The following is a 26,314-nucleotide window of genomic DNA, read 5'->3' on the forward strand; positions in this document are numbered from 1 at the left end:
TCAGCGGATGAGGAAGGCGCTCGGATGTCACCGCCGCAGTCTCTCACCGAAGCCGACACCTGCGCCGAGTGAGCACAACCCTGATGGCTACGACGGGCGGTCGTATGCCAATATTGTCGCAACGCGGCAGTCTCGACGCCTCGTGAAGGACGACTACGAGATTCATCACCCGAGAGGACCGACCGGTGGCAAATACCGAACTGGAATCCGCTTCGTACGACCCGGTCGTCGATACCCGCAACGAGGTGCCGGATGTGCCGTCCGCCGAGTGGGGCTGGAGTGGTGAATCGAACCGCGCCATGCGCGTGGCCGCCATTGTCGTCGCCGTGTTCCTGCTGTTCATGATGATCGGCAACCACACCGGCAAGGTCGAGGATCTGTGGCTGATCGGTTTTGCTCTGACGCTGGTCGGCCTCGTCGTGCGAGACGTGATCGTCCGCCGCAAGCCCCGCTGACAGCGTTTTCAGTTCTCGGCTGCCAGCTGACCGCACGCCGCTGCGATTTCCTGACCGCGGGTGTCGCGGACGGTGCACGACACACCCTGCGCAATCACTCGTCGAACGAATTCTCTCTCCACCGGCTTCGGGCTGGCATCCCACTCGCTACCCGGAGTCGGATTGAGCGGAATCAGGTTCACGTGCACCCGAGATCCGAGTGCTTTGTGCAACTTCTTGCCCAGCATGTCTGCTCGCCACGGCTGATCGTTCACGTCTCGGATCATGGCGTATTCGATCGATACACGCCGACCGGTCTGGTCGGCGTAGTACCTTGCTGCCGACAGCACTTCGGCCACCGACCAGCGGTTGTTGACGGGAACCAGCGTGTCGCGGAGCTCGTCGTCGGGCGTGTGCAACGACACCGCCAGCGTCACCGACAGTCCCTCGTCCGCCAGCTTCCGAATTGCCGGTGCCAGACCGACCGTCGACACCGTCACCGAGCGCTGCGAGAGGCCGAGTCCGTCGGGTGCGGGTGAGACGATCTTGCGCACTGCGGCGACGACGCGTTTGTAGTTGGCCAGCGGCTCGCCCATCCCCATGAACACCACATTCGACAGTCGGCCTTCACCGCCGTGCACCGCGCCGTCACGTAGATCAGCGGCGGCCGAACGGACCTGGTCGACGATCTCGGCCGTCGACAGGTTCCTCGTCAGACCGGCCTGACCGGTCGCACAGAATGGACAGGCCATTCCGCACCCGGCCTGACTGGAGATACACAGCGTCGCCCGATCCGGGTACCGCATCAGGACACTTTCGAGAAGTGTTCCGTCGTTGGCCTTCCACAGCGTCTTTCGGGTGTCACCGTCGTCACAGGCGAGGTGATTGACGGCCGTGAGGAGGGTCGGAAAGAGGTCCGCGCCCACCTTCTCGCGCGCCTCGGCGGGGAGGTCGGTCATCTTCGTGGTGTCGGCCTCCAGACGCCCGTAGTAGTGCCGGGCCAACTGATCGGCGCGAAACGCGGGCAGGCCGAGCGCCTTCACCGCATCCTGCAGACCCTGTTTGTCCAGGTCAGCCAGGTGACGCGACGGCATACCGCGACGCGGCGCAGTGAAGACCAGGGGCAGATTGGGCCTCTTCTGCTCGGTCGACGTGTTCGTTGCCTCTGCGGAGTCACTCATGCTCCACCCCACATCTTTCGCTGACGCTGCATATTTCCATTGTCCACCCGATTGCCTCGCAGTCCTATTCGCGCCGGTTTCCGTCCGTTACCCGATGGGTATCGAGGTCGTGGCCGGATGCGCGTGCATTCGGCCTTCACGTGCGGAAGGATCATCGACATGGGCACCAGAGCTGACGACAGTCACGAGACATCGCTGGACACATCAGGCGCGGTTCACCCCGGCGACCACAGCGCCTCGGGTGACCTCGCTCCCATCACGAGTCCGGATTCGGACGGTCATTCCGCGCCGGATCCCGAGTTCGTTCCGGAGTCGCAGACAGGTAGCTCCACCGACATCGCCCATACTCGCACTGCTGCGCTGTGGACCGGTCTGGTGGTCGGGGCCGTGGTCCTGGTAGTTCTGCTCGTGTTCATCGTGCAGAATCTCGACTCCGTCACCGTACAGATCTTCGCCTGGCAGCTCGATCTGCCACTGGGCATCAGCATGCTGCTGGCAGCGATCGCCGGCGCACTGGTGATGGCGATGGTCGGCGGAGCTCGGATCCTTCAGGTCCGACGCGCAACGAAGAAGAAGTAGCAGCAGCACCGGTCGTGAACACTATGCACAGAAGGTGGCGCGCAGCGACTGAATCGATCAGGATCGAGGTGCCCCACTTCACTCGAGGAGCATGACGTGACAACTTTCATGGAGACACCAGTGGCATCCGGCGTTGCCCCCGACCGTGCACGGTCCTGGCTGCTGGTACCGGCCACCAAGCCCGATACCTTCGACGATGCGGTTGCGTCGGGAGTCGACGCTGTCATCCTCGACATCGAAGATGCAGTCGCGCCGGCCAAGAAGCCGGCCGCACGCGAAGCCGTCGTGCGGTGGCTCGGCGAAGGAAACTCCGCGTGGGTCCGCATCAACGATGCAACGACCCCGTACTGGGCCGATGACCTCGCCGCGTTGTCCGGTCTGCCCGGACTGGTCGGTGTCATGCTCGCGAAGACCGAGAGCGGCGGCCAGGTCGAGGCCACAGCTGCTCGCCTGGCACCCGGTACACCGATCCTGGCACTGGTGGAATCGGCGATGGGCCTCGAAGCCGCGACAGAGATCGCTCGCGCAGACTCGACGTTCCGTCTCGCCTTCGGCAGCGGCGACTTCCGCCGCGACACTGGCATGAGTGACGACCCCCTGGCGATGGCGTACCCCCGTTCGCGCCTCGTCGTCTCCTCCCGCGCAGCGCGCATTCCAGGACCGATCGACGGACCGACACTGACGGCCAACGACAGCATCCTCGGACGTGACGCAGCGCTGACCCTCTCGATGGGGATGACGGGCAAGCTGTGCATGCACTCCGAACAGGCTGCCATCGTCAACCGCGAGCTCGCCCCGTCGCCCACCGATGTGTCGTGGGCTCGCGATGTCATCGATGCCCTCGGTGCCGACGGAGCGCACGTCAAGGACGGCAGCGACCTGCCTCGTCTTGCGAAAGCACTCAAGATCAACGAACTGGCCGAGATCTTCGGGATCCCTGCCGCCTCCTGACACCGCCCGCAGTCGAGGTGCGTCGGCCGAGTCCACCGGATCGCTAACGCAACTCGATTCCGGTCGGCTTGTATCGGACGTGGACTCGGTATCGGACGTCGAACGAGACACCGTCCACCGACTTCATGGCATCGCGCGCGACGCGTGGGCCGAATTCGATTCCCAGCACATCGCGCAGTATGCGTCGATTCGGGAACGACCATCTCGTGTCGACGCGGGTCAGTGCGAAACCCTGCGCCTCGAAGAACGCCTCGACGGTGGACGGGTCGTAGTGCGGTAGATCGGCCCGCATCCAATCCCCGTACGGCGACGCCGTCGCGTCCAGATCCACCACCACCAACGCTCCTCCCGGCGCGAGCACTCGCATGGCGTCGACGATTCCCGGCCCACAGCCCGGCCCGAAGAAGTACGCCGTCCGTGCATGGACGACGTCCACGGTGCCGTCGCCCACCGGGAGGGAATCCGCCCGGCCGGTCCGCACCTCGACGTTCGGTAGCTCGGCGACGCGCTCGCGAGCCGAGGCAGCGAGCGGCTCGTGCGGTTCGACGCCCAGTACCCGTTCGGCGTCGACTGCGAATGTCGGGAGGTGAAAGCCGCTGCCACAGCCGACGTCCACGACCGTCTTCGATGCCCAGTCCGCAACCGAACGGATCGCGTCGAAGAGAGCACCGTGGACGTCCTGGGCGCGATTCTCTGCCTCGTACAGGTGCGGCCAGTTCCAGATGTTCGGGCTGGGGATCACCCCGGTGAAATCTTTGGGCACGCCTGCGGTCGGTCGGCTCAGAGGAGCACGGTGAAGACGAGCCATGCCACGAACGCCGAGGGCAGCAGAGAGTCGAGCCTGTCCATGATGCCGCCGTGGCCGGGCAACAGGGTGCCCATGTCCTTGATGCGAAGATCGCGCTTGACCTGCGACTCGATCAGGTCGCCCAAGGTTCCGGTCACCACCAGCACCACACCGAGCAGGATTCCGATCAGCGAGTTGGCTTCGAGAATGAGCGTCACCGTCAGCAGACATCCGATGATGCAGAAGATCAGCGAGCCGACGAGTCCCTCCCAGGACTTCTTGGGACTGATCGCCGGGGCCATCGGGTGCTTTCCGAACAACACCCCCGCGATGTAGCCGCCGATGTCCGAACATACGACACCTATGACGAACACGAGGATACGGCCTGCTCCGTTGTCCTGGAGCACCATCAGGACGGTGAACGAGGCCAACAGAGGCAACCAACATGCCACCAGAACGGTGACGGACAGTTCTTCGAGGTAGTTCTTCGGAGCGGTGCCGAATCCCTGCCGCAGCAGCAACCACACCATGCACACCACGACGGTGCCGACCGCTGCACTGAGTACGCCTACCGCCCCGAACGGCCATCCGAGCCAGATCATCGCCTGACCACCGAGAATCAGGGGAATGCGCGGTACGAGTACGCCGCCCTCGCGCAGTCGCTTCGACACCTCGTAGGTGGCGACGGCCAACGCGACGGCCACGACTCCGATCCAGACCAGAGGCACGAAGACCAGCACGAGAATCAGCCCGATCCCCAGGGTCCCGCCGACGCCGATCGCAGCGGGTAGATTCCGGCCGGCCTTGCCTGCCGACTTCGCGGCGGCGACCCCGGACGGCGCGGCGGGCGTACCGCTGCCCTCCTGCCGCTCCGGTCCCACCACTGTTGTCATCTCCTCGAAAATCATCGTCGTCCGTTGTGAAAAGCAGCCAGAGAGGTCCGATCAGACCTCCATCAGCTCGCCCTCTTTGCGCTTGACGAGTTCGTCCACGGAAGCGGTGTACTTGGCGGTGGTCTTGTCGAGATCGTTCTCGGCGCGGACGACCTCGTCCTCGCCTGCTTCGCCGTCTTTCTGGATCCGCTTGAGCTCTTCCATGGTCTTTCGGCGGACGTTGCGAATCGACACCTTCGCGTCCTCGCCCTTGCCCTTCGCCTGCTTGACGAACTCCCGTCGACGTTCTTCGGTGAGCTGCGGAACCCCGATGCGAATGAGGTTGCCATCGTTGGTGGGGTTGACCCCGAGGTCGGAGTTGCGGATGGCGGTTTCGATCGGTCCGAGCTGACTCGACTCGTACGGCTTGATGACCACCAGACGGGCTTCGGGAACGCTGATGCTGGCCAGCTGAGTGATCGGTGTCAGAGCACCGTAGTACTCGATGACGATGCGGGAGAACATTCCGGGGTTGGCACGTCCGGTACGAATGGAGGACAGATCGTCACGTGCAACCGATACGGCCTTTTCCATCTTCTCTTCGGCATCGAAGAGAGCTTCGTCAATCACGATCTGTCCTCCATCGTCTTCGTCTTCGATTCGCTTGCGTCCCTGTCGGCCTCGATCACGACGTGACCAGCGTGCCGATCTTCATGCCGGACACAGCGCGAGCGATATTTCCCTGGATCAGCAAATTGAACACCAGCATCGGCATCTGATTGTCCATGCAGAGGCTGAACGCGGTCGCGTCGGCGACTTTCAGTCCCTGCTCGATGGCTTCGCGGTGGGTGATCGTATCGAACATCGTCGCATCGGGATCGAGGCGCGGATCGGCCGAGTAGACACCGTCGACTGCCTTGGCCATCAACAGCACCTCGGCTCCGATCTCGAGTGCGCGCTGTGCGGCAGTCGTGTCGGTGGAGAAATACGGCATTCCCATACCGGCTCCGAATATGACGACACGACCTTTTTCCAGGTGCCGCCGCGCGCGGAGCGGAAGGTAGGGCTCTGCGACCTGCCCCATCGTGATCGCGGTCTGCACCCGAGTGGCCACGCCCTGCTTTTCCAGAAAATCTTGCAGTGCAAGACAATTCATCACAGTGCCGAGCATGCCCATGTAGTCCGAACGAGATCTGTCCATCCCACGCTGCTGCAGTTCCGCACCACGGAAGAAGTTGCCGCCACCGATCACCACGGCGACCTGAACCCCGGTGGCCACCACCTCGGCAATCTGCTCGGCAACGTTGTTCACGACATCCGGATCCAGACCGACCTGGCCGCCTCCGAACATCTCCCCACCCAGTTTGAGCATCACGCGTCGGAACCCGGGACGGTCAGGGGCCGGATCGGTCATAGCTCTCCTCGGTACTCGTCGAACACTACGGTTTCCTCTTCGATCATCCTGCCCTATCGAGGCCCGGGCGGTGGACAGGGCTCCGGCCAGTGCATGGACCTGCCCCGCGCACGAGCGATGCCGCCCACTCGATGGAATCGAATGAACGGCATCGCCTCGACCGAAACGGTGTGCAGACTAGCCTGCACCGACCTCGAACCGGGAGAAGCGCGTGATGGTCACGCCTGCCTCGTCCAGGATGGCCTTGACGGTCTTGTTCCCGTCCTGCACCGACTTCTGCTCGGTGAGAACGACGTCCTTGAAGAAACCGTTGACGCGACCCTCGACGATCTTCGGCAGCGCCTGCTCCGGCTTGCCTTCTTCGCGAGCGGTCTCCTCGGCGATGCGACGCTCGGCAGCCACGAGGTCCTCGGGGACCTCGTCGCGCGTGACGTACTTCGCCTTGAGCGCTGCGATCTGCATCGCAGCTGCGCGTGCGGCCTCGCCTGCGGCGTCACCGTCACCGGAGTACTCGACGAGTACGCCGACAGCGGGCGGCAGGTCCGCGCTGCGCTTGTGCAGATAGGTAGCGGTGTTGCCGTCGTAGGACACGACACGACGCAGCTCGAGCTTCTCACCGATCTTGGCCGACAGCTCGGTCAGGGCCGTCTCGACCGTCTTGCCGTTCAGGTCGAGAGCCTTCAGCGCCTCGACGTCGGCAGGCTTGCCTGCCGCTGCCGTCGCTGCGACGGACGCAGCGAAGGTCTGGAATTCCTCGTTCTTGGCGACGAAGTCGGTCTCGGAGTTGATCTCGACGAGCACTCCACCCTCGGCGACCACGAGGCCCTCGGCGGTGTTGCGCTCGGCTCGCTTGCCGACATCCTTGGCACCCTTGATGCGCAGGTGCTCGACGGCCTTGTCGAAGTCGCCATCGGTCTCGGCGAGCGCGTTCTTGCAGTCCATCATTCCGGAGCCGGTGAGCTCACGGAGCCGCTTGACGTCGGCGGCAGTGTAGTTCGCCATCGTGGGCGAGCCTCCTCAAAGTCTGGGTACGGGCGTTGACGAAAAATGCTGTTCTCAGGCCGTGATCGACAGGCTCACTGCGGAGCCGTACCGACCACAACCCTGACATACCGAAGCGGCCCCGGCCCACCCCTGAGGGTGAACCGGGACCGAATTCGATCAAGACTGAGCGGCCGGTGCTTCTTCTGCTGCCGGTGCATCGGCTGCGGGAGCCTCTGCTGCCGGTGCGTCCGCTGCGGGAGCCTCTGCTGCCGGAGCGTCCGCTGCGGGAGCCTCTGCTGCCGGTGACGCCTGAGCGAGCTGCTCGAGCTCCCACTCGGCGAGGGGCTCGCCTGCGCCGACCTCGGGCTTGGCGTCGGATGCAGTGTTCTGACCCGCGCGAGCCTGCACGCCCTCGGCAACTGCGGATGCGACGACCTTGGTCAGCAGCGCAGCGGAACGGATCGCGTCGTCGTTGCCCGGGATCGGGTAGTCGACCACATCGGGATCGCAGTTGGTGTCGAGGATCGCGATGACCGGGATGTTCAACTTACGAGCCTCGGCAACCGCGAGATGCTCCTTGTTGGTGTCGACGATCCAGATGGCCGACGGAACCTTGGACATGTCCCGGATGCCACCGAGGGTGCGGTCGAGCTTGGTCATCTCACGCGTGAGCATGAGGATTTCCTTCTTGGTGCGTCCCTCGAAGCCACCGGTCTGCTCCATGGCCTCGAGCTCCTTGAGGCGGAGGAGGCGCTTGTGCACCGTCTGGAAGTTGGTGAGCATGCCACCGAGCCAGCGCTGGTTCACGTAGGGCATGCCCACGCGGGTTGCCTCAGCGGCGATGGACTCCTGCGCCTGCTTCTTGGTGCCGACGAACAGAACCGTGCCATTGTGGGCAACGGTCTCCTTGACGAACTCGTAGGCCCTGTCGATGAAGGTCAGGGTCTGCTGCAAGTCGATGATGTAGATGCCGTTGCGGTCGGTGAAGATGAATCGCTTCATCTTCGGGTTCCAGCGACGGGTCTGGTGTCCGAAGTGTGTGCCGCTGTCGAGCAGCTGCTTCATTGTTACTACAGCCATGGCTGAGGAACTCTCTTTCGATGGTGCGGTTGACGCAGAGTGTCGGTGACCTCTGCCCTGGCGTCCGCTGAAGTTGCCGGACCTGACATCGAGGAGATCTCAGGACCGCCGACAACCGGTTCTCGTATCGGTGATTCTGCGTGAAGCAGACGATGCGATGAGGCGGACGCGCGAAGTCGACCCGTGCACGCACAGGCCGCAAGTGACGAGTGTAGACCTGCCGCGGCCCCCGTCATAACCAGGGCCGACTGTCAAGAGATTCCGTCACCTGTGGACAGAGTTTCCACTTGTCCACAATCGACGGTCGTCGTCGTTTCCACGCCCGAATCCACGAGATGGTCGACGGGTGAACGTCTCACTCACTCGCCGCACACTCGCGATCTGCGTCGCGACCTCGGTAGCACTCTCGACGCCGGTCGCATCGGCGCGGCCGGATGCGTTCGGCTGGCCGCTGCAGCCGAGGCCGCAGGTCGTCACCTCGTTCGACCGGCCCGAGCAGAACTGGCTGCCCGGCCACCGTGGTGTCGACCTTGCCGCGCGGGAAGGCCAATCGGTACTGGCCGTCGCCGACGGCATCGTGGTGTTCGCCGGGCCGGTCGCGGGCAAGCCCGTCGTGTCTGTCGACCATTCGAGCGGACTGAGATCGACCTACGAGCCGGTGGTGGCATCGGTCGCCGCCGGCAGCCGGGTTCGCCGCGGGACGATACTGGGATCGGTGGCCGGAAGGCACGAGAGTTGTTCGGCTACATGCCTGCACTGGGGTATCAGACGTGGCCGCGAGTACCTCGACCCCACGGCACTGGTGCGTGCGAGTCCGATCAGGTTGAAGCCGCTGGAGGCAGCGCCTCGCTGATCCCTACCGCTGTGGGCCGGAGTGCCTGCCCGACGCGGCAGGGAAATCGTCGGCCACCATGGCGGCAAGCTCGACGAAGGCGTTTCGCGTCTGGGGCCGCAACAGCTCGAGATCCACCACGGCACCCTCGGCCAGGTGCTCGTCGAACGGGATCACCAGCACGGCGCGGCATCGCTCGAGGAAGTGCTGCTGCAGCAGATTCATGTCCACTGCCGACGAGCCCGGCCGAACAGAGCTGATCACGACGACCGTTCGCTCGACCAGATGTCCGTAGCCGTGCAGCTCCAACCAGTCCAGCGTGGCCGCTGCACTGCGAGCACCGTCGACCGCCGGAGAGCTGACCAGCACCAGAGCGTTCGCCAGCTGCAGTACTCCGTTCATCGCCGAGTGCATGATGCCGGTACCGCAGTCGGTCAGAATCAGGTTGTAATAGACCTGCAGCATGTCGATGACTGCGCGGTAGTCCTCTTCGCCGAACATTTCCGACGCGGCGGGGTCACGCTCGCCGGCCAGTACTTCGAGTCGACTCGGTGCCTGCGAAGTGTGCTCGCGAATGTCGGAGTAGCGACGAATACGCGGGGCGGCGGCCAAGAGATCGCGGACCGTCGACGACGTCTGACGCGGCACACGCTCGCCCAGGGTGCCGAAGTCGGGGTTCGCATCCACGGCAATGACGCAATCTCCGCGCAGCGACGCGAAGGTCGAACCGAGGCCGAGCGTGGTGGTGGTCTTGCCGACGCCTCCCTTGAGCGACAGAAACGCGATCCGATAATCGCCGAGCACCGGCTGCCGGATGCGCTCGACCTGGTTTCGGTACCGCTCCTCCGCCGTCGATTCGCCAGGATTGATGACGCCGCCGGTGAGCCTGTGCACTCCGCGTCGCCACCCCGAATTCGAGGCCCTCTTGGGACGCTTGAGCAGCGAATCCGCGCCCAGTTCCTGGCTGGCGGGTCGATAGGCGTTGGGTCCCCCCGCCCACGGCTGCGGCGACCCACGATCGGGGTATACGGGGAAGTCGTCGGACTGCGGCCGGACGGGCTCGTGCCGATCGGAGGGCGGACCGGGCTGCAGCGGCACCGGTGGGTTGTACCGCGGCAGGAGGGGCTGCCGGCCGACAGAATCGGGCGTCTGCCAGGGGGGCGGCTGCCGCGGCGTCGAGCGGGGAGTCTCCATCGGATCCGACGATACGGCTGTGCCGGACTCGTCGCGTGCACTGTCGGACGACGCAGGAGAGTTCCGATGGTCGGCGGTCGAGCCGCTACGGACATGCATCGACCACGTCTCCGAAGTACCTTGCGGTCGGTCGCGGTCCACGGTCCCCCGTATTCGGTGTAGTCAGTCGGTCATGACGCTACCAAACGTTGCGCAGTGGACGCTCGGCTCAGGCTCGGGGGTGAGCCTGATCGTGCACAGCCCGTAACCGCTCGACGGATACGTGCGTGTAGATCTGAGTGGTTGCCAGAGAGGCGTGGCCGAGCAGCTCCTGCACCACTCTCAGGTCGGCTCCCCCCTCCAGGAGATGGGTCGCAGCGGTGTGGCGCAGGCCGTGCGGACCGAGGCTGGGACCACCGGGGACGGTCTCGAGAATCTCGTGAACGGCCGTTCGGGCCTGCCGCTGGTCGAGCCGTCCACCCCGACGCCCCAGCAGCAATGCCGCACCGGATCGGTCACCGGCCAGTTCGGGCCGGCCGCTGACCAGCCACTTCTCGACCGCCTGCCCTGCCGGTGCACCGTACGGAGCAGAGCGTTCCTTGTTGCCCTTGCCGACCACACGGATCAGGCGACGCTCGGTGTCGACATCGTCGACGTCGAGTCCGCACAACTCTCCGACACGGACTCCGGTTGCGTACAGCAACTCGACGATCAACCTGTCCCGCAGCGCGATCGGATCGAGCTCGGCGGCACCCGATTCGGCAGCGGCCAGCGCGCGAGTCGCTTGACTGTGGCGGAGAACACCGGGAAGCGTGCGATGTCCGATGGGCGCGGTCAAGCGTTCCGCCGGTGCCACCTGCACCGCACCGACCCGTTCGAGCCACTTCCCGAAAGTCCGCGCCGACGAGGTTCGCCTCGCCATCGACGTCCTTGCCGCTCCGGCCGCCGAATGCGTGGCCAACCACGAGCGCACTGCGCGAAGGTCGAGATCGGCGATCGTCGCACCCGGCGACGACTCGGCGAAGTGCGCGAGCAAGGAGCGAGCGTCGGCCACGTACGCGCGGACAGTGTGCTCGGAGCGCTCTCGACCGAGTCGAAGGTGTTCGGCGAACTCCTCGACGTGTATGCCGAGATGAGGCGGCAGCGAATCGGTCATCGGCTCAGCTTGGGCGCTCGTACCCGGTGCGACAACCGGACACGCCGACCGAGACGCGTTGTCGCCGGATCAGGCGTCGACTCCGGATTCGGCTTGTGCGAGTTCGCGCTTCCACACTCGGAACGTCTCCTCGGTCCGCCCACGTCGCCAGTAGCCCGAGATCGAAGCCCACTCGGCCCCGACCCCGCGCTCCTTGCGGAGGTACGGCCGGATGTTGTGCATGACGGCCTGCGCCTCTCCGTGCACGAATACCTGAGCTTGCCCCGGCAGCCATTCCGTTCCCTTCACCGCTGCGATCAACGGCGCGTTGTCTCCGGCCCGGTCGTCCCCGACCTCGTTCGAGGACGTACCCCGGTGGACCCAGGTCACATCGACGACGGCGAGCGTCTCCATGTAGATCTCGTCGTGCCGGTCGGCGACTTCGATGAAGACCTTGGCGACGGCGTCTTCCGGGAGCGCCTCGACGGCGGCCGAGATCGCCGGAATCGCCGATTCGTCGCCGGCGAACAGGTGCCAATCCGCGTCGGGGCGCGGGGCGTACCCACCGGAGGGGCCGAAGAACGACATCTCGTCTCCCGGCTTCGCCCGGGTTGCCCACGGCCCGGCGACTCCCTCGTCTCCGTGCACCACGAAGTCGATGGCGATCTCCCGCGCGTCGGTGTCGACCGAACGAACGGTGTAGGTGCGCATGATCGGTTCGTCATCGGTTCCGAGGAACAACTTGACGTAGGCGTCGGTCTCGTCGATCGCATCGAAGTCGTCGAAGTTGGCCCCACCCAGGTAGACCCGGTGCATGTGCGGGGTGAGCGCTTCGGTGCGCAGGACGGACAGGGTGGTTTTCTTGCGTGGCACTTCGGACCCCTCTTCGAGCGAACGACGCCGATACCCGATGCATCGACTAAGCATTACCTAACACCCTACCTTTTCGGGCTCGGCGATCGTGGTGCGCTCATCCACGCACGACCCGGAACCAGCCGGTCTCGTCACTGCCGACAAAACCGTCCATCTCCAACACCGGCAGCGATGCACGCACCTTGCTCAACGGGACACCGGAGTTCTCGGACAGCTCACGACTGGACAGCGATCCCGTTGCCGGCAGCGCGTCGTAGATCAGCAATGCGGTTTCCGAGAGTGCATCCGTCTCACGGAAGAGGTCCGGTCGAGACTCCTCCGTGGACCCGAGAGCGCCCGCCTCCGCGACCACGTCGTGCGAGCTCGACACCAGAACCGCCTCACCGTCGCGGATCATGCGGTGACACCCGGTGGACGTCGGCGAGGTGACCGGACCGGGTACCGCGAGCACCGGGCGGCCCAGTTTGGTGGCCCACGCCGCAGTATTGCGAGCTCCGCTGCGCCACCCGGCCTCGACGACCACCACGGCCGATCCGAGTGCGGCGACGAGTCTGTTGCGAGCGAGGAAGCGATGCTTGGCCGGAGTGGTACCCGGCGCGTATTCGCTCAGAACCAGCCCGCGAGCGGCGATCTGCCGCAGCAGCCGAGAATGTCCCGCGGGGTACGCACGATCGACGCCACAGGCGAGCACCGCCATGGTCGTACCCTCGACGCCGAGGGCCGCCCGATGTGCCGCGGCGTCGATGCCGAAAGCCGCTCCCGAGATGATCGTCCAGCCGTCGAGAGCCAGATCGGCGGAGATCTCGGCCGTCACATGGTCGCCGTAGGGACTCGACGCGCGGGTCCCGACGATCGAGACCGATCGTTCGGTGACCGCATCGACCGGCTGTGTTCCCAACGCCCACAATGCGATCGGCGGACATGTGTCCACCCCTGCGGACAGACCCGAACCATCGAATCCGAGGAATCGCCATGCCGGCCACTCGTCGTCGTCCGGCGTGATCAAGCGGCCACCGAGCGCAGCGATGTGATCGAGATCCGCTGCAGCGGTGTCGATGTGAGCACGAACCGCCAAGCGTTCCCCCAGTTCGCCCGCCCGCACTGCTGCAGCGGCGGATTCGGGACCGTGACCCGCAGCATGATCGACCACGGATCGGTGTGGGCCCTGCGCCACGCGAGAGAGATACGCCCAGGCGAGCCGGCGCGGGTCGTGCGTCATGCCACTCCCCTGTCGCGGAAGTCCAACGCGGCTCCGACCTCGTCTGCACCGGGGACCGAACCACCGGCCAGATCGTTCAGCGTCCACGCCACCCGAATGGCGCGGTCTGCGCCGCGTGCGGTCAGCGATCCGTTGCGCAACGCGCGCTCGACCGGAGCGAGCGTCGAGCGCGCCAACCGAAATCGTTGGCGCAGAGCGGGTCCCGGAACCTCCGCGTTCGTTCTCCATCCGAACTCCCGCCACCGCTGCGCAGCGGCGTCTCTGGCTCCGGTGACGCGTGCGCGGATCTCGCTCGTACCCTCCCCCACCTCGTCGACCAGTGCACCTGTCGCGACGCCCATCATCTGAATGCGCAGATCGACACGGTCGAGCAACGGCCCGGACAGCTTGCCGAGATATTTGCGTCGCGCCGTGGGCGGGCAGACGCAGTCGACCTGCCGCGCAGGCGCACACGGGCACGGATTGGCTGCGAGAACCAACTGAAATCTGGCCGGGTACCTGGCAACACCGTCGCGACGAGCGATGCGAATCTCGCCGTCCTCCAACGGAGTACGCAAGGCCTCCAGGACGCGAACGCTCATCTCGGCGCACTCGTCCAGAAACAGGACTCCACGATGCGCTCGACTGACCGCTCCCGGTTTGGCCATTCCGGTTCCGCCCCCGACCAGCGCACTCACCGACGTCGAATGATGCGGCGCGATGAACGGCGGTGACGTGATCAGCGGCCGGGTGGTGGTCAACAACCCTGCCACCGAGTGAATGGCCGTCACTTCCAGCGCCTCGGACTCGGTCAGCGGCGGGAGAATCCCCGGCAGACGTTGCGCCAGCATCGTCTTTCCTATACCCGGTGGCCCGGTCAGCATGATGTGATGTGCGCCCGCGGCCGCTACTTCCAGAGCCCATCGCGCATCCGCCTGTCCCGCGACGTCGCTGAGGTCCGGATACAGCTCCTCGTGCCATTCGGTCGGACAGGGCGATTCGAGAGCCTGTTCACCGCGAAGCCAGGCCACCACCTCCCCGAGCGAGCCCGCACCCAGCACCTCGATCCCGTCCACCAGACCGGCTTCCGGCAGACACTGCAGTGGAACGACCACCCGCTGCCACCCTGCACCCTTGACCGCGAGCACACCGGGCAGTACCCCTCGAACTGCCCGCAGCCTGCCGTCCAGTGCCAACTCGCCCAGAAACACCGTCTCGGCAAGACACGAACGCGGAATCGCTTTCGCGGCATCGAGAACCGCCAATGCAAGAGCGAGGTCGTACACCGATCCGCCCTTCGGCAGGGTCGCAGGCGACAGAGCGAGAATCACTCGGCTGTCCGGCCAGGTACCGCCCGAATTCTTGACGGCGGCTTTGACTCGGTCACGCGATTCGTTCAAAGCAGTGTCCGGCAAGCCGACCAGATGCGTACCGGGCAGGCCCTGACCGATGTCGGCTTCGATCTCCACCAGCACACCATCGACTCCGTTGACCGCCACCGAGTGGGCTCGTCCGAGTGGCATCAGAACGCAGCCCGAACGTGCGTGATGACCGGGCTGCCGTCACGACCGACCACGATCGCGATGACATCGAACCTGATCTGCACCCAGGGGCCCTGCTGCAGCGACAACCAGTGCAACGCAAGTCCTCTGATTCGGGTCTGTTTGGTATACGTCACCGCTTCGGCGGGCGTTCCGTATCCGATTCCCGAGCGAGTCTTCACTTCGACGAACACCATTGTGTCGCCGTCGCGCGCAATGATGTCGAGTTCCCCGGTTCGATGCCGCCAGTTCCGCTCGATCACCTCCAGCCCGATGTCCTCGAGATGGCGCACCGCGAGCTGCTCACCACGCGCCCCGAGTTCTTGGTTGGTCGCCATGTCCGCATTCCTCCACTCTCCGGCCGTGCATTGCGGCCGATTCGGTCGTACCGACGGTGGCACGACCGAATCGAGGAGAAGCCGAGAAAGCGCAGGTGGGGCATTGCCCTGTGGACAACCCCTCCACTTGTGGAACAACGGGCTCGTCACCTGTGCAGAACGACCACTCTGTCGGACCGCTGTGTTAGGGCTCGGGCACGTTCGACGGCGACGCGGGAATGGCTCCGAACACGAGAAAAGCTCCGTCCGAATTCGGAATTCGGACGGAGCAGATCGAGACATCGGGGTGTGAACACGCTGCCGATGTGGCAGAGCGCGGTCGAGACGACAGTCTCGGCGCTGGAGGAAGGTCAGTGAGCAGCCTCGTAGGCTGCCTGCACGTCCTGACTGATGCGGCCGCGGGCACTGACCTCGTGGCCGTTTTCGCGTGCCCATGCGCGAATGTCCTGCAGATCGACCTTGCCGCGAACCGGTGCTGCGCTTGCCCCACCCTTGCGAGTGCGACGACCGGAGATCTTCTCGGCGTGCTCGATCCAGAATGCCAACTGTTCGTGCAATTCGTTGGCGTGTTTGAGATTCAAATCGATGCGGTACTGGTTTCCACCGATGCCGAATTCGATGGATTCACCTTGGCCGTCTTTGATGACCGAACCATCCACGTCGTCGATCATCTGCACAAGCGTCTTGCGTGCCATCTCGTACCTCTTACACGTCGGGGAGTGTGATATTCAAGTTCTACCACCCATTCTCGTTTGGACGCAAAGAACTGATGGCGTTTCGGGACATGTCGAAACGACGAATATGGGTGCAGAATTTCGGTCGCTTTCGAGATATCGACCGATAAAGCCGAATCATGTTGTCGTACAATTGATTTCGCACATCCGATTTCCTCGGATGATTCAACCGAGCACAACAATGGCCGGCATCGAACGCGAAACAGAACACCCGGACCGATTTGGTCGGGTGTCCAATTGTGGAGCGATACGGACGGAATCGAGATGAGGGTTCGGATCATGCGGTGCGCAACCATCGCGACGGCGCGGGACGAAGGTACCTTCGCCGAGGACCACGGCGACCACACCAGGACCCCGGCTCCGTGAGACGAACGCTATTCGGGAAGTCGAAGATCCGGTTTGTCGAGCTCCTCGATGTTCACGTCCTTGAAGGTGATCACCCGGACATGCTTGACGAAACGAGCGGGACGATACATGTCCCACACCCAGGAATCCGACATTCGCAATTCGAAGTAGATTTCACCGTCGACGTTGTGCGGAATGAGTTCGACGGAGTTCGCCAGATAGAACCGGCGCTCGGTTTCGACGACGTAGTTGAACTGACCCACGATGTCCCGGTACTCGCGATACAGCGAGAGCTCCATCTCGGTTTCGTACTTTTCGAGATCTTCGGCACTCATCGGTCTCTTTCATCCTCCAGTCGGGCGTGAGTAGCAATCATCGCGCACCTGCGTCGCGGCAGTCCATTCGCCCCAGCGCGTCGACCCTCTCTCGCGACATGCCTGCGGCCGCGGCGGCAACGTTGGCGTACGACATGCGGTGTTCTCTGCTCGGCCCGAGTGCCGTCATCGCGGCGGAATGTGCGCGGGTGCTGTAGCCCTTGTGCACGGCGAATCCGTAGCCGGGAATCGTCTCGTCCAGCTGCACCATCAGTCGATCACGGGAGACTTTCGCCAGCACACTCGCCGCGGCGATGCACGCTGCGGTGGCGTCGCCGCCGATCACCGGTAACGACGGGACCGGAAGTCCGGGTACTCGGAAGCCGTCGGTGAGGACGTACCCCGGGGTCATGCCGAGCCCGGCGACCGCGCGTCGCATCCCTTCGATGTTCGCCACATGGACTCCGATGCGGTCGACCTCGGCCGCATCGACGAACACCACACTCCATGCCAGTGCCAGCCTCTGGATCTTGGGAAAGAGCTCCTCGCGTCGCCGCTCGGTCAACTTCTTCGAGTCGTCCAGGTCCACGAGAGCTGCATGCGCCCGCGCACCGAGAACACACGCCGCAACCGTCAGCGGTCCGGCGCATGCTCCTCTTCCCGCTTCGTCGACTCCCGCGACCGGCCCGAGACCACCCCGCTCCAGCGCCGATTCCATCGTTCGTAAGCCGGCCGCCCGTCGGATGATCGGACGCGGCGGCCACGACGATCGAGTCAGGGTTGCGCGCGCACGCGGCGCACGTCGGGGGGTCGCCGTCATCGACCCTGGATGTCGGGCGAATCCAGAATGCCGGTTCGTGACGGCGGCAGGGCTATGAACACGGCCTTGCCGATCACGTTGTCGAGGGGAACGGTGCCGGTGAACTCGTCTGTGACGTGATACCGAGAGTCTCGCGAGTTGCTCCGGTTGTCACCCATGACCCAGACGTTGCCGTCCGGCACGGTGACGGGGTCGAAGCAACGTCCGGACTTCAATTCGGTGTCGCACGTCATCGTCCCCGGGGTGAAGGGGAAATCCATCTGTACGTACGGCTCGTCCAACGGCTTTCCGTCGACGAGTACTCGCCCCTGCTCGTCGCAGCATTCGACGGTCTGACCGCCGGTGGCGATGACTCGTTTGACGAGATCGTTTTCGTCCGGAGCCACAACCCCGATCAACGAGCCGACTTCCTGTGCCCCACGAATCACCGAGTTGTCGGACCGCTGTGACACGAATTCGTTGTTCCACGAATCCGGACCACGGAACACGACGATGTCACCCGGCTTCGGGTCGCCGAATCGGTAGCCGATCTTCTCCACCACGATGCGGTCACCGGTGCAGCCGGTGCAGCCGTGCAGCGTCGGCTCCATCGATTCGGACGGGATCAGATACACCCGAGCGACGAATGTCTGGAGCAGGAAGCTCAGTACCAGCGCTACCAGAATGAGAATCGGGAGCTCCCGCCAGAACGAGCGGGGCTTGCGTTCCCGACGCTTCTTCCGTGGAGACTCGTCGTCGGGCTCGTCGGTTGGATCCTGTGGGGACTGCGTCACGTGATCAGGTTAGCCGGAACCGTCGCCCGCACGGCCGGACGGTCTGCGCATGGGTGGGTCGCGGCTGTCGATCCACTTGTCGGCCGGGTCGACCGCGGGTCGATCGAGGGCAGAACGCACCATGCCGCGTGGCCCGTGAGGGCGACGCGGCATGGTGTGAACTGATGTGTGTCCGGGCGGAACCGGTCAGCGCTTTTCCTTGATCTTGGCGGCCTTGCCACGCAGATCGCGGAGGTAGTAGAGCTTTGCGCGACGGACGTCACCGCGGGTGAGGACCTCGAACTGCGCGATGTTGGGGCTGTGCACGGGGAAGGTGCGCTCGACGCCGACGCCGAACGAGACCTTACGCACGGTGAACGTTTCGCGAACGCCGCCGCCCTGGCGTCGGATCACGACGCCTTTGAAGATCTGTACGCGCTCCTTCGAGCCTTCGATGACCTTGACGTGCACGTTCAGCGTGTCGCCGGGGCGGAAATCGGGAATGTCGCTACGCAGCGACTGATTGTCGAGAAAGTCCAGTGTGTTCATCGGTTGTGCCATCCTTGCGTTCTGCGCATGAGCAGAGGAACCGAGCGGCTCGCCGATACAGCGGCTCGACTGGTTCGTACTCCGAGTGAGGTCTGTGCCTGCCAGAGGCAACTTAACCATTGTGCCAGACCGTCAGGCGTTCGACGAAATCGCCTCTGCTGGGCTTGTGCCCGTGCCGCCCGCCATCGGCGCAGGTAGCACCGTCCGCGCCAATTCCTGCTCGGTGGCCTCGCGTGCATGGACGATGCTCGGCTTGCCTGCGATCGCGTCCTGCACGTAGATCTTGGCCCGGATGAGCGGCCGTCGCCACCGCTTCTCTCGGCGCAGAGCGCGTTCCATCTTCTTCGGCCTGGTGGTGTAGCGCCACCTCGCCCACGGCGCACTCGGCCTGCTCAGCCGCACTGCTGCCAGGACGAGGATCGGGAGGACGAACAGCCCCAGCAGGCCGGTCCAGATCTTTCCCTTGAGCAGCACGACGACACCGAGCGCAAGGTTTGCCAGTGCCAACACAGCCAGTGTGCCGCGGACCCACGGGTCGGGATCGGCCAGGAAGCTCGCCGGGCTCAACAACTCCAACGGGTGGAGGCCGAGAAGCAGCAGTCCGGTGAACGCCACCGCGGCGAAGACTGCATCGACCGAAGTACGTCCTTGTTCGGACCAATAGACGTCACGCAGGTAGAAGATCAACGCGAACTCGTCGAGAACGAGCGCTGCACCTATCCCGAAAATCGCTGCCAACACCGATCCGACGGACTCGGAACCATCGACGTACACCGTGATCAAGCCGATCCCGGCCAGCAGCATCAACACGATTCCGAACACGACATGGTGGATGTGTTGACCGCCGGGAGTGATGTTTCCCGGCCACCACTTCACGTCTGCGCGAATCATCCTGACGCTGAGCCGGATCAGCACGAAGCCCACCAACAATCCGAGCAGGAAACACAGCAGCGGCAGGCGTCCGTGATCGACGACCCCGTTTTGCAACCACCTCACGTGTGCCTCACGTCCTTCCTGCCGATCAGCGGGACGAGCGGTGACCTGCGCTTCAGCCTATTCGCGTTCGGCATTGCTCAGGACGGCATCGACGAAGGAACCCCTCACTGTTTCCCGAATCCGGCCTTTCGAAGCGCGTCGGCCATCGAACCGGCTGCCGGTGCCGCCGTCGTGCCACCGGCCGTTCGGCGATCGCGTTGCGGTCGAGCACCTTGACCACGACCACCCTGGTTGCCGCCCGAGCCCCGCCCTTGGCCCTGGTTTCGCGGGCGATCACCCTGCTGCCCGCGGGTGGAATCCTTGCCGCCCGGCACACCGGGCTCGTCGTCGAGTCGCAGGCTCAGACCGATGCGCTGGCGCGGGATGTCGACCTCCATGACCTTGACGCGTACGACGTCGCCGGACTTGACGACCTCACGAGGGTCCTTGACGAAGTTGTGCGACATCGCCGAGACGTGAACGAGCCCGTCCTGGTGCACCCCGACGTCCACGAAGGCACCGAACGCCGCGACATTGGTCACGACGCCTTCGAGAGTCATACCCGGCTTCAGGTCGGCGACCTTCTCGATACCGGCTGCGAAGGTCGCGGTCTTGAACTCGGGACGCGGATCGCGTCCCGGCTTCTCGAGTTCGGAAATGATGTCCGTGACGGTGGGCAGACCGAACCGATCGTCGGCGAACTCGGCCGGATCGAGACCGCGCAGCAGCGCCGTGTTGCCGATGACCTCACGCACTCCGACACCGGCCTTGCCGACGATGCGCCGCACGACGGGATAGGCCTCCGGGTGAACGCTCGACCGGTCGAGCGGATCATCGCCCCCGGAGATGCGGAGGAATCCGGCGCACTGCTCGAAAGCCTTGGGCCCCAATCGAGGCACGTCCTTGAGTGTGCTGCGCCGCGAGAACGGACCGTTCTGGTCGCGGTGCGCCACGATGCTCTCGGCAAGAGAGCCGGCGATACCGGACACCCGCGAGAGCAACGGTACCGACGCGGTGTTGACGTCGACGCCGACAGCGTTCACCGCATCCTCGACGACGGCACCGAGGGATCGGGCCAGCAGGGTTTCGGAGATGTCGTGCTGGTACTGCCCCACGCCGATGGACTTGGGATCGATCTTGACCAGCTCGGCCAGCGGATCCTGCAACCTGCGGGCGATCGAGACGGCACCGCGGATCGAGACGTCGAGTTCGGGTAGCTCGCTCGAGGCGTACGCGGAGGCGGAGTACACCGACGCTCCGGCCTCGGACACCACCACCTTGGTCAGGTTGGCGGCAGGGAACTTGGCGATCAATTCTGCTGCCAGCGAGTCGGTTTCACGCGATGCGGTGCCGTTGCCGATGGCGATCAGTTCGACCTTGTGCTTTGCCGCGAGACCGGCGAGGGTGGCCACCGCCTGATCCCACTTGCCCTGCGGCTTGTGGGGGTAGATGGTGTCATAGTCGACGACCTTGCCGGTGGCGTCGACGATGGCGACCTTCGTGCCGGTACGAAAGCCCGGGTCCAGGCCCATCGTGGTGCGGTTACCCGCCGGAGCGGCGAGCAGCAGGTCCTTGAGGTTGCTCGCGAACACGTCGACGGCGTCCTTCTCGGCGGACTGACGCAGGCGCATCCGGGTATCGAGGGAGACGGTGACCAGCATCTTGGTGCGCCACGCCCATCGGACGGTATCGAGGAGCCACTTGTCGGCCGGCCGTCCTCGATTCGCGATTCCGAACTTGGTGGCGATCCGACCCTCGTAGACGCTCGGCACCCCGGGGGTCGGTTCGTCACGCTCGGGCTCGAAGCCGAGCGAGAGCACCTCTTCCTTCTCGCCTCTGAGCGTGGCGAGGATGCGGTGCGAGGGCAGGCTCGTGAACGGTTCCGAGAACTCGAAGTAATCGGAGAACTTGGCACCCTCCTCTTCCTTGCCCTTGCGGACCGTGGCGACGAGCTTGCCGGACGTCCACATCAGTTCGCGCAGTTCACCTACGAGGTCGGCGTCCTCGGCAAATCGCTCGACGAGAATCGCCCGCGCGCCGTCGAGTTGCTCCTGATCGAACTGTGCCGGGTCGGTGGTGGGGTCGGAGAACAGGGCATCGGCGACGGGCTCGTGCCCGGCCTCACGCGCGATCTGAGCCTTGGTTCGGCGCTTGGGCTTGAACGGCAGATAGATGTCCTCGACGCGCGCCTTGGTATCGGCCAGCAGCAACGACTGCTCCAGTGCGTCGTCGAGCTTGCCTTGCGAGCGAATGGACTCGATGACGGCGTCTCTGCGCTCGTCGAGCTCGCGGAGGTACCGCAGCCGCTCGTCGAGCTGGCGCAGTTGCGCGTCGTCGAGGGTGCCGGTGACTTCCTTGCGATAGCGCGCGATGAACGGGACCGTCGACCCTCCGTCGAGCAGTTCCACGGCGGCGCGAACCTGTTCTTCACGAACGTCGAGTTCTTCGGCTATGCGCTTGTTCACAGATTTCAGAGCAGTGGTCACGGCGATGGACCCTACCGCTACTGTGAGACACGTCGGTCAGCGGTTCAACGTGTGGGAGAGATACGCGGATGGTCAGGGGCCCTCGATTCCTGGCTGCGGTCTGCGCCTGCGTGCTGTTGGCCGGCTGCTCGGCTCCCTCGGACGACCAGATCGGTGACCTCGCCTCGAGGGCGACCGCCGAGACGTCGGCATCGCCCTTTCCCGATATGAAGAAGGTCGACGGCGTTGCCCTCGGGTCTCGTATCCCGATGGCGATCGCGTCGGCCCAGGCCCGTGGTGCCGATGTGGATTTCGCGCTGTTGGATCGCCGGACAGGCTCGTACTACAGCAGCAACGCCGACCTCCAGGTCGAAACCGCGTCGGTGTCCAAACTCTTCATCGCCGACGAGGTGTTGTTCCGAGCTCAGTCGGAGAACCGTCCGGTCTCTGCCGACGAGCTGGCCGTCATGACCAGCATGCTGGAGTTGTCCGACGACAATGCCGCGTACACGCTCTGGTATCGCTACGGCTCGTCCGAGATCGTGCGCACGGTCGCGGCGCGTTACGGCTTGACCAACACCACGGCACCCGGCGACGACCAGTGGTACAACACCGAAACCACGCCCAGCGACCTGGTCGGCTACTACGCGGGGTTGCTCAACGGCAGCGGCGGTCTGACGACTGCGTCGACGGACATCGTGATCGGCATGCTGCGGCAATCGGCACCGATTGCCGCGGACGGCTACAAGCAACACTTCGGGATCGTCGACGGTCTGCCCGGCGAGAGCGTGCACGCTGTCAAGCAGGGCTGGATGTGCTGCGTATCCGATAGGTGGGTACATCTGTCGACCGGCACGATCGGGGTGGACAACCGCTACGTTCTTGCTCTGTCGTCACGCGAGGACATCTTCTACGCAGACGACATGGAACAGTATCCGGACACCGCTGTCGTCGACGTCAGCGACGACGCCAGCGCTCTGCATGCCAGGGAGACACTCACCGGCTTCGTGTCGATGCTCTTCCCCGACGGTGCCATCGGCTGAATTCGTCAGTCCTGCAGCAGGTCCGGCCGACGCTCGGCGGTCCTGGCGAGCGACTGCTCGCGGCGCCACGCAGAGATCTTCGCGTGATCGCCCGACAGCAGTATCTGCGGAACGTCGAGATCGCGCCACTGTGCGGGACGCGTGTAACTCGGCCCTTCGAGCAGACCGTCGGAGAACGAATCCTCTTGGTGAGACTGCTGATTGCCGAGAACCCCTGGCATCAGCCGCACCACGGCCTCGGCCATGACGAGGACTGCCGCTTCGCCGCCGATGAGCACGTAGTCGCCGATACTGACTTCCTCGACACGAACGCGACGTGCGGCGTCGTCGAACACCCGTTGATCGATACCCTCGTACCGACCGCAGGCGAAGACGAGGTGCTCTTCGGAGGACCACCGCTCGGCTGTGCGCTGGGTGAACGGCACGCCGGCAGGCGTCGGGACAACGAGGAGGGAGTCTTGTGTCAGCACCTCGTCCAGGGCTTCACCCCAGACGGTCGGCTTCATGACCATTCCCGGCCCGCCGCCGTAGGGCGAGTCGTCGACGGCCTTGTGCACGTCGTGAGTCCACGATCGTAGATCGTGAACCTCGACCGAGACGAGACCACGATCGATTGCCTTGCCCAACAACGCAGTTCGGAGTGGTGTGAGGTATTCAGGGAAGATGGTGACGACGTCGAGGCGCACGATCTACTCCGGATCCAGCAGACCCTCGGGCGGATCGATCTCGATCGTCTCGTCGGCCAGCGACACCGAGGTCACGATGGCCGCGACGAACGGCACGAGGATTTCGGCGCGGGTGGCCTCGCCGAAATCCGGACTCGGCGTGATGGAGAGCAGCTCCCCCGCTGCAGAGTGGAGGACCTCGCGGACCGTTCCCACCACGGTGCCGCCGGTCAGGATCACCGTAAGGCCTTCGAGTTCGTGGTCGTAGTACTCGTCCGGGTCGTCGGACGGCGGGAGGTCCGTGGATTCGACGACGAACAAAATGCCGCGGAGTTGGTCGGCGGCCGTCTTGTCGTCGATACCGTTCAGACGCAGCAGAAGCCGCCCGGAGTGTTCCCGGACGGCATCCACTGTGTACGAGGCCGGTGCGACGTTCGATCGGGGCTTGCGGCCCGAGAGAACGGTTCCTTCGGCGAAACGGTCGTCGGGGTTGTCGGTGCGAACCTCGACGACGACTTCGCCCTTGATGCCGTGCGACTTCGCAACACGACCGATGACCAGCTCCATGATGTGTGCGTGACCTACTGGTCCGTGTCGACCACGTCGACGCGGATGCCGCGACCACCGATTCCCGAGACGAGTGTGCGCAGCGCCGTAGCGGTGCGACCGCCACGGCCGATGACCTTGCCCAGATCGTCGGGGTGCACGTGGACTTCCACGGTGCGGCCACGACGGCCGGTGATCATCTCGACGCGAACGTCATCGGGATTGGCGACGATGCCACGAACGAGATGTTCGACGGCATCGGCGACAACGGCACTCACTTCTCAGCAGCCTCGGCGGCCGGCGCGTCTGCCGTCTCGGTTGCTGCAGTGTCGGTGGTCTCCGCAGCGGCGTCGTCGGCCTTCGGAGCCTTCTTCTTCTTGGCGGTGGTGGCCTCGCCCTGGGGCTCGGAATCGGCCTGCGCCAGGGCCGCGTTGAACACGTCGAGCTTGGACGGCTTGGGCTCGGCTACGCGGAGAGTTCCCTCTGCGCCGGGCAGGCCCTTGAACTTCTGCCAGTCACCGGTGATCTTGAGCAGTGCCTCGACAGGCTCGGTCGGCTGTGCGCCGACGCTCAGCCAGTACTGCGCCCGCTCGGAGTTGATCTCGATGATGCTGGGGTCCTGCTTCGGCTCGTACGTGCCGATGGTCTCGATCGCACGGCCGTTGCGACGGGTGCGGGCATCGGAGATGACGACGCGGTAGTGCGGGGTGCGGATCTTGCCGATACGCATGAGCTTGATCTTGACAGCCATGTTCTGGTGGAGCCTTTCGAAAGTTGGTCACGGCGCAATTCAGCGGTCCGCACGGCATGCGAACCCGGTTTTGCGTTGAAGGTTGTTGTGACCGCCGCTCGGTACGTAACCGGATGACGGGCGAACAGCTGTTCATTGTGCCAGACGGGCACCACGATCGGTGAATCGGGCCGCAGAACCGCTCCCGTCACGCCAGCAGGATCACCAGGGCAGGGAGGGTGTTGTTCATCGAGTGCGCCGTGGTCGACGCGACGATCGAACCGGAGCGCATTCGCGCGATGCCGATCGCGAACCCTCCCCACAGCAGCACCACGAAGCGCCACCACTCGCGGTGCCAGACCGCGAACAACACCGCGGTGATCGCCAGCACGACCCAACGATTACCCAACCAGGCCATCGGCATCGGGCGGGTGCGTTTCTCTAGCGCTCCCCACAACATGCCACGGAACATCGTTTCCTCGCAGATCGGCGCACCTATCCAGATCCACACCGCCAGAACAATCTTCCAGCCGATGACCGTGTCGGTGACGTTGCCCAGCGGCGTCGGATCGTCCAACTCGATACCGGACAACAGAATCAGCGCCAGCAGGAGGCCCCCGACCACCGCAACGCCACCCCACGCCAACCCGGATCGGACGTGACCGAGGAATTCGGGGGTGGACCTGGGGAGGCCGAAGTCGACGACGGGGCCGTTACCCCGTGACATCGAGATCGCCACCGCCAGCCCCGCACCGAGCAGGCTCGGAATCATGATGCCCACCACGAAGACGGGCGAGGCGTCCGACGTCACGACGAGACCGAGCGCGAGGAATCCCACCAGATTGAGCCCCAGCACCAGCGCCGCGGCGGGCAGTCCCCACCGTTGGCCACTTCTGCGTTCGAGTGCGGCCTGCTCGGCCCGCCAGTAGGTTTCGGACAGTCCCGACCCCTGCTGCTGAATGTGATTCATCGGTGCCATTCCAGCCCAGCTGGGACGTGTCGGA

The 26,314-nt window shown here is 64.7% G+C and carries 30 protein-coding genes; 5 read left to right on the plus strand and 25 right to left on the minus strand.

What is annotated here, in order from left to right; translation table 11 throughout:
* Nucleotides 1–185 precede the first annotated feature (185 nt).
* Nucleotides 186–455 (plus strand): DUF2631 domain-containing protein, encoded by a 270-nt coding sequence (locus tag AABD04_RS14060; protein WP_243593357.1) that lies wholly within the window; start codon nucleotides 186–188, stop codon nucleotides 453–455.
* Between the two features lie 8 nt (nucleotides 456–463).
* Here the strand turns inward: AABD04_RS14060 and rlmN are convergent, their stop codons facing one another.
* A complete protein-coding gene (gene rlmN / locus AABD04_RS14065; RefSeq protein WP_335740774.1) occupies nucleotides 464–1,615 on the minus strand; it encodes a dual-specificity RNA methyltransferase RlmN in 1,152 nt (383 codons plus the stop codon).
* A gap of 159 nt (nucleotides 1,616–1,774) precedes the next feature.
* On the opposite strand from rlmN, the gene AABD04_RS14070 reads away from it, so the two are divergent.
* The gene (locus AABD04_RS14070; protein ID WP_243593359.1) at nucleotides 1,775–2,194 is read left to right on the plus strand and encodes a LapA family protein; all 420 of its coding nucleotides are present in this window, start codon (nucleotides 1,775–1,777) and stop codon (nucleotides 2,192–2,194) included.
* 108 nt (nucleotides 2,195–2,302) lie between these two features.
* Nucleotides 2,303–3,145, plus strand: a complete 843-nt coding sequence (locus AABD04_RS14075; RefSeq protein WP_279393306.1) for an HpcH/HpaI aldolase/citrate lyase family protein — start codon at nucleotides 2,303–2,305, stop codon at nucleotides 3,143–3,145.
* Between the two features lie 43 nt (nucleotides 3,146–3,188).
* Here the strand turns inward: AABD04_RS14075 and AABD04_RS14080 are convergent, their stop codons facing one another.
* The 6 genes from AABD04_RS14080 to rpsB form a co-directional block, all read right to left on the minus strand.
* A complete protein-coding gene (locus AABD04_RS14080) occupies nucleotides 3,189–3,887 on the minus strand; it encodes a class I SAM-dependent methyltransferase (protein ID WP_243593621.1) in 699 nt (232 codons plus the stop codon).
* A 38-nt stretch (nucleotides 3,888–3,925) separates the two neighbouring features.
* Nucleotides 3,926–4,825 carry a phosphatidate cytidylyltransferase gene (locus AABD04_RS14085; protein WP_243593361.1) on the minus strand — a complete coding sequence of 300 codons (900 nt, stop codon included), beginning with the start codon at nucleotides 4,823–4,825 and terminating at the stop codon, nucleotides 3,926–3,928.
* Nucleotides 4,826–4,876: 51 nt separating this feature from the next.
* The gene (gene frr / locus AABD04_RS14090; protein WP_243593362.1) at nucleotides 4,877–5,434 is read right to left on the minus strand and encodes a ribosome recycling factor; all 558 of its coding nucleotides are present in this window, start codon (nucleotides 5,432–5,434) and stop codon (nucleotides 4,877–4,879) included.
* 55 nt (nucleotides 5,435–5,489) lie between these two features.
* Nucleotides 5,490–6,218, minus strand: coding sequence for a UMP kinase (pyrH, locus tag AABD04_RS14095; RefSeq protein WP_243593363.1), 729 nt, complete (start codon nucleotides 6,216–6,218; stop codon nucleotides 5,490–5,492).
* A 177-nt stretch (nucleotides 6,219–6,395) separates the two neighbouring features.
* Nucleotides 6,396–7,220 (minus strand): translation elongation factor Ts, encoded by an 825-nt coding sequence (gene tsf / locus AABD04_RS14100; protein ID WP_243593364.1) that lies wholly within the window; start codon nucleotides 7,218–7,220, stop codon nucleotides 6,396–6,398.
* Between the two features lie 159 nt (nucleotides 7,221–7,379).
* The gene (rpsB, locus tag AABD04_RS14105; RefSeq protein ID WP_341441548.1) at nucleotides 7,380–8,282 is read right to left on the minus strand and encodes a 30S ribosomal protein S2; all 903 of its coding nucleotides are present in this window, start codon (nucleotides 8,280–8,282) and stop codon (nucleotides 7,380–7,382) included.
* Nucleotides 8,283–8,628: 346 nt separating this feature from the next.
* Between rpsB and AABD04_RS14110 the strand changes: the two genes are divergently transcribed.
* The gene (locus AABD04_RS14110; protein WP_423228149.1) at nucleotides 8,629–9,135 is read left to right on the plus strand and encodes a M23 family metallopeptidase; all 507 of its coding nucleotides are present in this window, start codon (nucleotides 8,629–8,631) and stop codon (nucleotides 9,133–9,135) included.
* A 3-nt stretch (nucleotides 9,136–9,138) separates the two neighbouring features.
* On the opposite strand, the gene AABD04_RS14115 is transcribed toward AABD04_RS14110, so the two are convergent.
* The 13 genes from AABD04_RS14115 to AABD04_RS14175 all read right to left on the minus strand — a co-directional run bounded on the left by AABD04_RS14115 (nucleotide 9,139) and on the right by AABD04_RS14175 (nucleotide 22,347).
* Nucleotides 9,139–10,308 carry a MinD/ParA family ATP-binding protein gene (locus tag AABD04_RS14115; RefSeq protein ID WP_308198094.1) on the minus strand — a complete coding sequence of 390 codons (1,170 nt, stop codon included), beginning with the start codon at nucleotides 10,306–10,308 and terminating at the stop codon, nucleotides 9,139–9,141.
* A 208-nt stretch (nucleotides 10,309–10,516) separates the two neighbouring features.
* A complete protein-coding gene (locus AABD04_RS14120) occupies nucleotides 10,517–11,443 on the minus strand; it encodes a tyrosine recombinase XerC (protein WP_243609812.1) in 927 nt (308 codons plus the stop codon).
* A gap of 69 nt (nucleotides 11,444–11,512) precedes the next feature.
* A complete protein-coding gene (locus AABD04_RS14125) occupies nucleotides 11,513–12,295 on the minus strand; it encodes a siderophore-interacting protein (RefSeq protein WP_341441549.1) in 783 nt (260 codons plus the stop codon).
* A 97-nt stretch (nucleotides 12,296–12,392) separates the two neighbouring features.
* A complete protein-coding gene (gene dprA / locus AABD04_RS14130) occupies nucleotides 12,393–13,514 on the minus strand; it encodes a DNA-processing protein DprA (RefSeq protein ID WP_341441550.1) in 1,122 nt (373 codons plus the stop codon).
* The gene (locus AABD04_RS14135) at nucleotides 13,511–15,016 is read right to left on the minus strand and encodes a YifB family Mg chelatase-like AAA ATPase (protein ID WP_341441551.1); all 1,506 of its coding nucleotides are present in this window, start codon (nucleotides 15,014–15,016) and stop codon (nucleotides 13,511–13,513) included. Before AABD04_RS14135 ends, dprA begins: the two co-directional genes overlap by 4 nt.
* Nucleotides 15,016–15,372, minus strand: coding sequence for a YraN family protein (locus tag AABD04_RS14140; RefSeq protein ID WP_341441552.1), 357 nt, complete (start codon nucleotides 15,370–15,372; stop codon nucleotides 15,016–15,018). The genes AABD04_RS14135 and AABD04_RS14140 overlap by 1 nt, the downstream gene beginning before the upstream one ends.
* A 350-nt stretch (nucleotides 15,373–15,722) precedes the next feature.
* Entirely contained in the window at nucleotides 15,723–16,067 is a 345-nt protein-coding gene (locus AABD04_RS14145; RefSeq protein WP_243593371.1) for a histone-like nucleoid-structuring protein Lsr2, read from the minus strand.
* Between the two features lie 413 nt (nucleotides 16,068–16,480).
* Complete coding sequence (locus AABD04_RS14150; RefSeq protein WP_243593372.1) at nucleotides 16,481–16,786, minus strand: DUF2469 domain-containing protein; 306 nt, start codon at nucleotides 16,784–16,786, stop codon at nucleotides 16,481–16,483.
* 37 nt (nucleotides 16,787–16,823) lie between these two features.
* The gene (locus tag AABD04_RS14155; protein ID WP_341441553.1) at nucleotides 16,824–17,585 is read right to left on the minus strand and encodes a ribonuclease HII; all 762 of its coding nucleotides are present in this window, start codon (nucleotides 17,583–17,585) and stop codon (nucleotides 16,824–16,826) included.
* A complete protein-coding gene (lepB, locus tag AABD04_RS14160; RefSeq protein WP_341441554.1) occupies nucleotides 17,582–18,358 on the minus strand; it encodes a signal peptidase I in 777 nt (258 codons plus the stop codon). Before lepB ends, AABD04_RS14155 begins: the two co-directional genes overlap by 4 nt.
* Nucleotides 18,359–18,544: 186 nt before the next feature.
* Entirely contained in the window at nucleotides 18,545–18,886 is a 342-nt protein-coding gene (gene rplS, locus AABD04_RS14165) for a 50S ribosomal protein L19 (RefSeq protein ID WP_243593375.1), read from the minus strand.
* 132 nt (nucleotides 18,887–19,018) lie between these two features.
* A complete protein-coding gene (locus tag AABD04_RS14170; RefSeq protein WP_341443055.1) occupies nucleotides 19,019–19,873 on the minus strand; it encodes a hypothetical protein in 855 nt (284 codons plus the stop codon).
* 113 nt (nucleotides 19,874–19,986) lie between these two features.
* Nucleotides 19,987–22,347, minus strand: a complete 2,361-nt coding sequence (locus AABD04_RS14175) for a Tex family protein (protein ID WP_341441555.1) — start codon at nucleotides 22,345–22,347, stop codon at nucleotides 19,987–19,989.
* A 68-nt stretch (nucleotides 22,348–22,415) separates the two neighbouring features.
* Here AABD04_RS14175 and AABD04_RS14180 point away from each other — a divergent pair, with 68 nt between their 5' ends.
* Nucleotides 22,416–23,369 (plus strand): serine hydrolase, encoded by a 954-nt coding sequence (locus AABD04_RS14180; RefSeq protein WP_341441556.1) that lies wholly within the window; start codon nucleotides 22,416–22,418, stop codon nucleotides 23,367–23,369.
* Between the two features lie 5 nt (nucleotides 23,370–23,374).
* On the opposite strand, the gene trmD is transcribed toward AABD04_RS14180, so the two are convergent.
* The 5 genes from trmD to AABD04_RS14205 all read right to left on the minus strand — a co-directional run bounded on the left by trmD (nucleotide 23,375) and on the right by AABD04_RS14205 (nucleotide 26,280).
* On the minus strand, nucleotides 23,375–24,055 hold the full coding sequence (gene trmD / locus AABD04_RS14185; protein WP_341441557.1) for a tRNA (guanosine(37)-N1)-methyltransferase TrmD: 681 nt from the start codon (nucleotides 24,053–24,055) through the stop codon (nucleotides 23,375–23,377).
* 3 nt (nucleotides 24,056–24,058) lie between these two features.
* Nucleotides 24,059–24,601: a ribosome maturation factor RimM gene (gene rimM / locus AABD04_RS14190; protein WP_243593379.1), complete on the minus strand. Its 543-nt coding sequence runs from the start codon at nucleotides 24,599–24,601 to the stop codon at nucleotides 24,059–24,061.
* Nucleotides 24,602–24,615: 14 nt separating this feature from the next.
* Entirely contained in the window at nucleotides 24,616–24,858 is a 243-nt protein-coding gene (locus AABD04_RS14195; protein ID WP_027496687.1) for an RNA-binding protein, read from the minus strand.
* Complete coding sequence (gene rpsP, locus AABD04_RS14200; RefSeq protein ID WP_341441558.1) at nucleotides 24,855–25,331, minus strand: 30S ribosomal protein S16; 477 nt, start codon at nucleotides 25,329–25,331, stop codon at nucleotides 24,855–24,857. Before rpsP ends, AABD04_RS14195 begins: the two co-directional genes overlap by 4 nt.
* A 187-nt stretch (nucleotides 25,332–25,518) precedes the next feature.
* Nucleotides 25,519–26,280 (minus strand): CPBP family intramembrane glutamic endopeptidase, encoded by a 762-nt coding sequence (locus AABD04_RS14205; protein ID WP_341441559.1) that lies wholly within the window; start codon nucleotides 26,278–26,280, stop codon nucleotides 25,519–25,521.
* Nucleotides 26,281–26,314 lie beyond the last annotated feature (34 nt).

This window comes from Rhodococcoides navarretei (assembly GCF_038069675.1).
Taxonomy (GTDB): domain Bacteria; phylum Actinomycetota; class Actinomycetes; order Mycobacteriales; family Mycobacteriaceae; genus Rhodococcoides; species Rhodococcoides navarretei.

What these genes read in the sequence shown, in the direction of transcription:
- rlmN (WP_335740774.1), bottom strand. Translation starts at nt 1,615, where the DNA reads ATGAGTGACTCCGCAGAGGCAACGAACACGTCGACCGAGCAGAAGAGG.
- AABD04_RS14070 (WP_243593359.1), top strand. Translation starts at nt 1,775, where the DNA reads ATGGGCACCAGAGCTGACGACAGTCACGAGACATCGCTGGACACATCA.
- AABD04_RS14075 (WP_279393306.1), top strand. Translation starts at nt 2,303, where the DNA reads ATGGAGACACCAGTGGCATCCGGCGTTGCCCCCGACCGTGCACGGTCC.
- AABD04_RS14085 (WP_243593361.1), bottom strand. Translation starts at nt 4,825, where the DNA reads ATGACAACAGTGGTGGGACCGGAGCGGCAGGAGGGCAGCGGTACGCCC.
- pyrH (WP_243593363.1), bottom strand. Translation starts at nt 6,218, where the DNA reads ATGACCGATCCGGCCCCTGACCGTCCCGGGTTCCGACGCGTGATGCTC.
- tsf (WP_243593364.1), bottom strand. Translation starts at nt 7,220, where the DNA reads ATGGCGAACTACACTGCCGCCGACGTCAAGCGGCTCCGTGAGCTCACC.
- rpsB (WP_341441548.1), bottom strand. Translation starts at nt 8,282, where the DNA reads ATGGCTGTAGTAACAATGAAGCAGCTGCTCGACAGCGGCACACACTTC.
- AABD04_RS14115 (WP_308198094.1), bottom strand. Translation starts at nt 10,308, where the DNA reads ATGGAGACTCCCCGCTCGACGCCGCGGCAGCCGCCCCCCTGGCAGACG.
- AABD04_RS14120 (WP_243609812.1), bottom strand. Translation starts at nt 11,443, where the DNA reads ATGACCGATTCGCTGCCGCCTCATCTCGGCATACACGTCGAGGAGTTC.
- dprA (WP_341441550.1), bottom strand. Translation starts at nt 13,514, where the DNA reads ATGACGCACGACCCGCGCCGGCTCGCCTGGGCGTATCTCTCTCGCGTG.
- AABD04_RS14135 (WP_341441551.1), bottom strand. Translation starts at nt 15,016, where the DNA reads ATGCCACTCGGACGAGCCCACTCGGTGGCGGTCAACGGAGTCGATGGT.
- AABD04_RS14140 (WP_341441552.1), bottom strand. Translation starts at nt 15,372, where the DNA reads ATGGCGACCAACCAAGAACTCGGGGCGCGTGGTGAGCAGCTCGCGGTG.
- AABD04_RS14145 (WP_243593371.1), bottom strand. Translation starts at nt 16,067, where the DNA reads ATGGCACGCAAGACGCTTGTGCAGATGATCGACGACGTGGATGGTTCG.
- AABD04_RS14150 (WP_243593372.1), bottom strand. Translation starts at nt 16,786, where the DNA reads ATGAGTGCCGAAGATCTCGAAAAGTACGAAACCGAGATGGAGCTCTCG.
- AABD04_RS14155 (WP_341441553.1), bottom strand. Translation starts at nt 17,585, where the DNA reads ATGACGGCGACCCCCCGACGTGCGCCGCGTGCGCGCGCAACCCTGACT.
- rplS (WP_243593375.1), bottom strand. Translation starts at nt 18,886, where the DNA reads ATGAACACACTGGACTTTCTCGACAATCAGTCGCTGCGTAGCGACATT.
- AABD04_RS14180 (WP_341441556.1), top strand. Translation starts at nt 22,416, where the DNA reads ATGGTCAGGGGCCCTCGATTCCTGGCTGCGGTCTGCGCCTGCGTGCTG.
- rimM (WP_243593379.1), bottom strand. Translation starts at nt 24,601, where the DNA reads ATGGAGCTGGTCATCGGTCGTGTTGCGAAGTCGCACGGCATCAAGGGC.
- rpsP (WP_341441558.1), bottom strand. Translation starts at nt 25,331, where the DNA reads ATGGCTGTCAAGATCAAGCTCATGCGTATCGGCAAGATCCGCACCCCG.
- AABD04_RS14205 (WP_341441559.1), bottom strand. Translation starts at nt 26,280, where the DNA reads ATGAATCACATTCAGCAGCAGGGGTCGGGACTGTCCGAAACCTACTGG.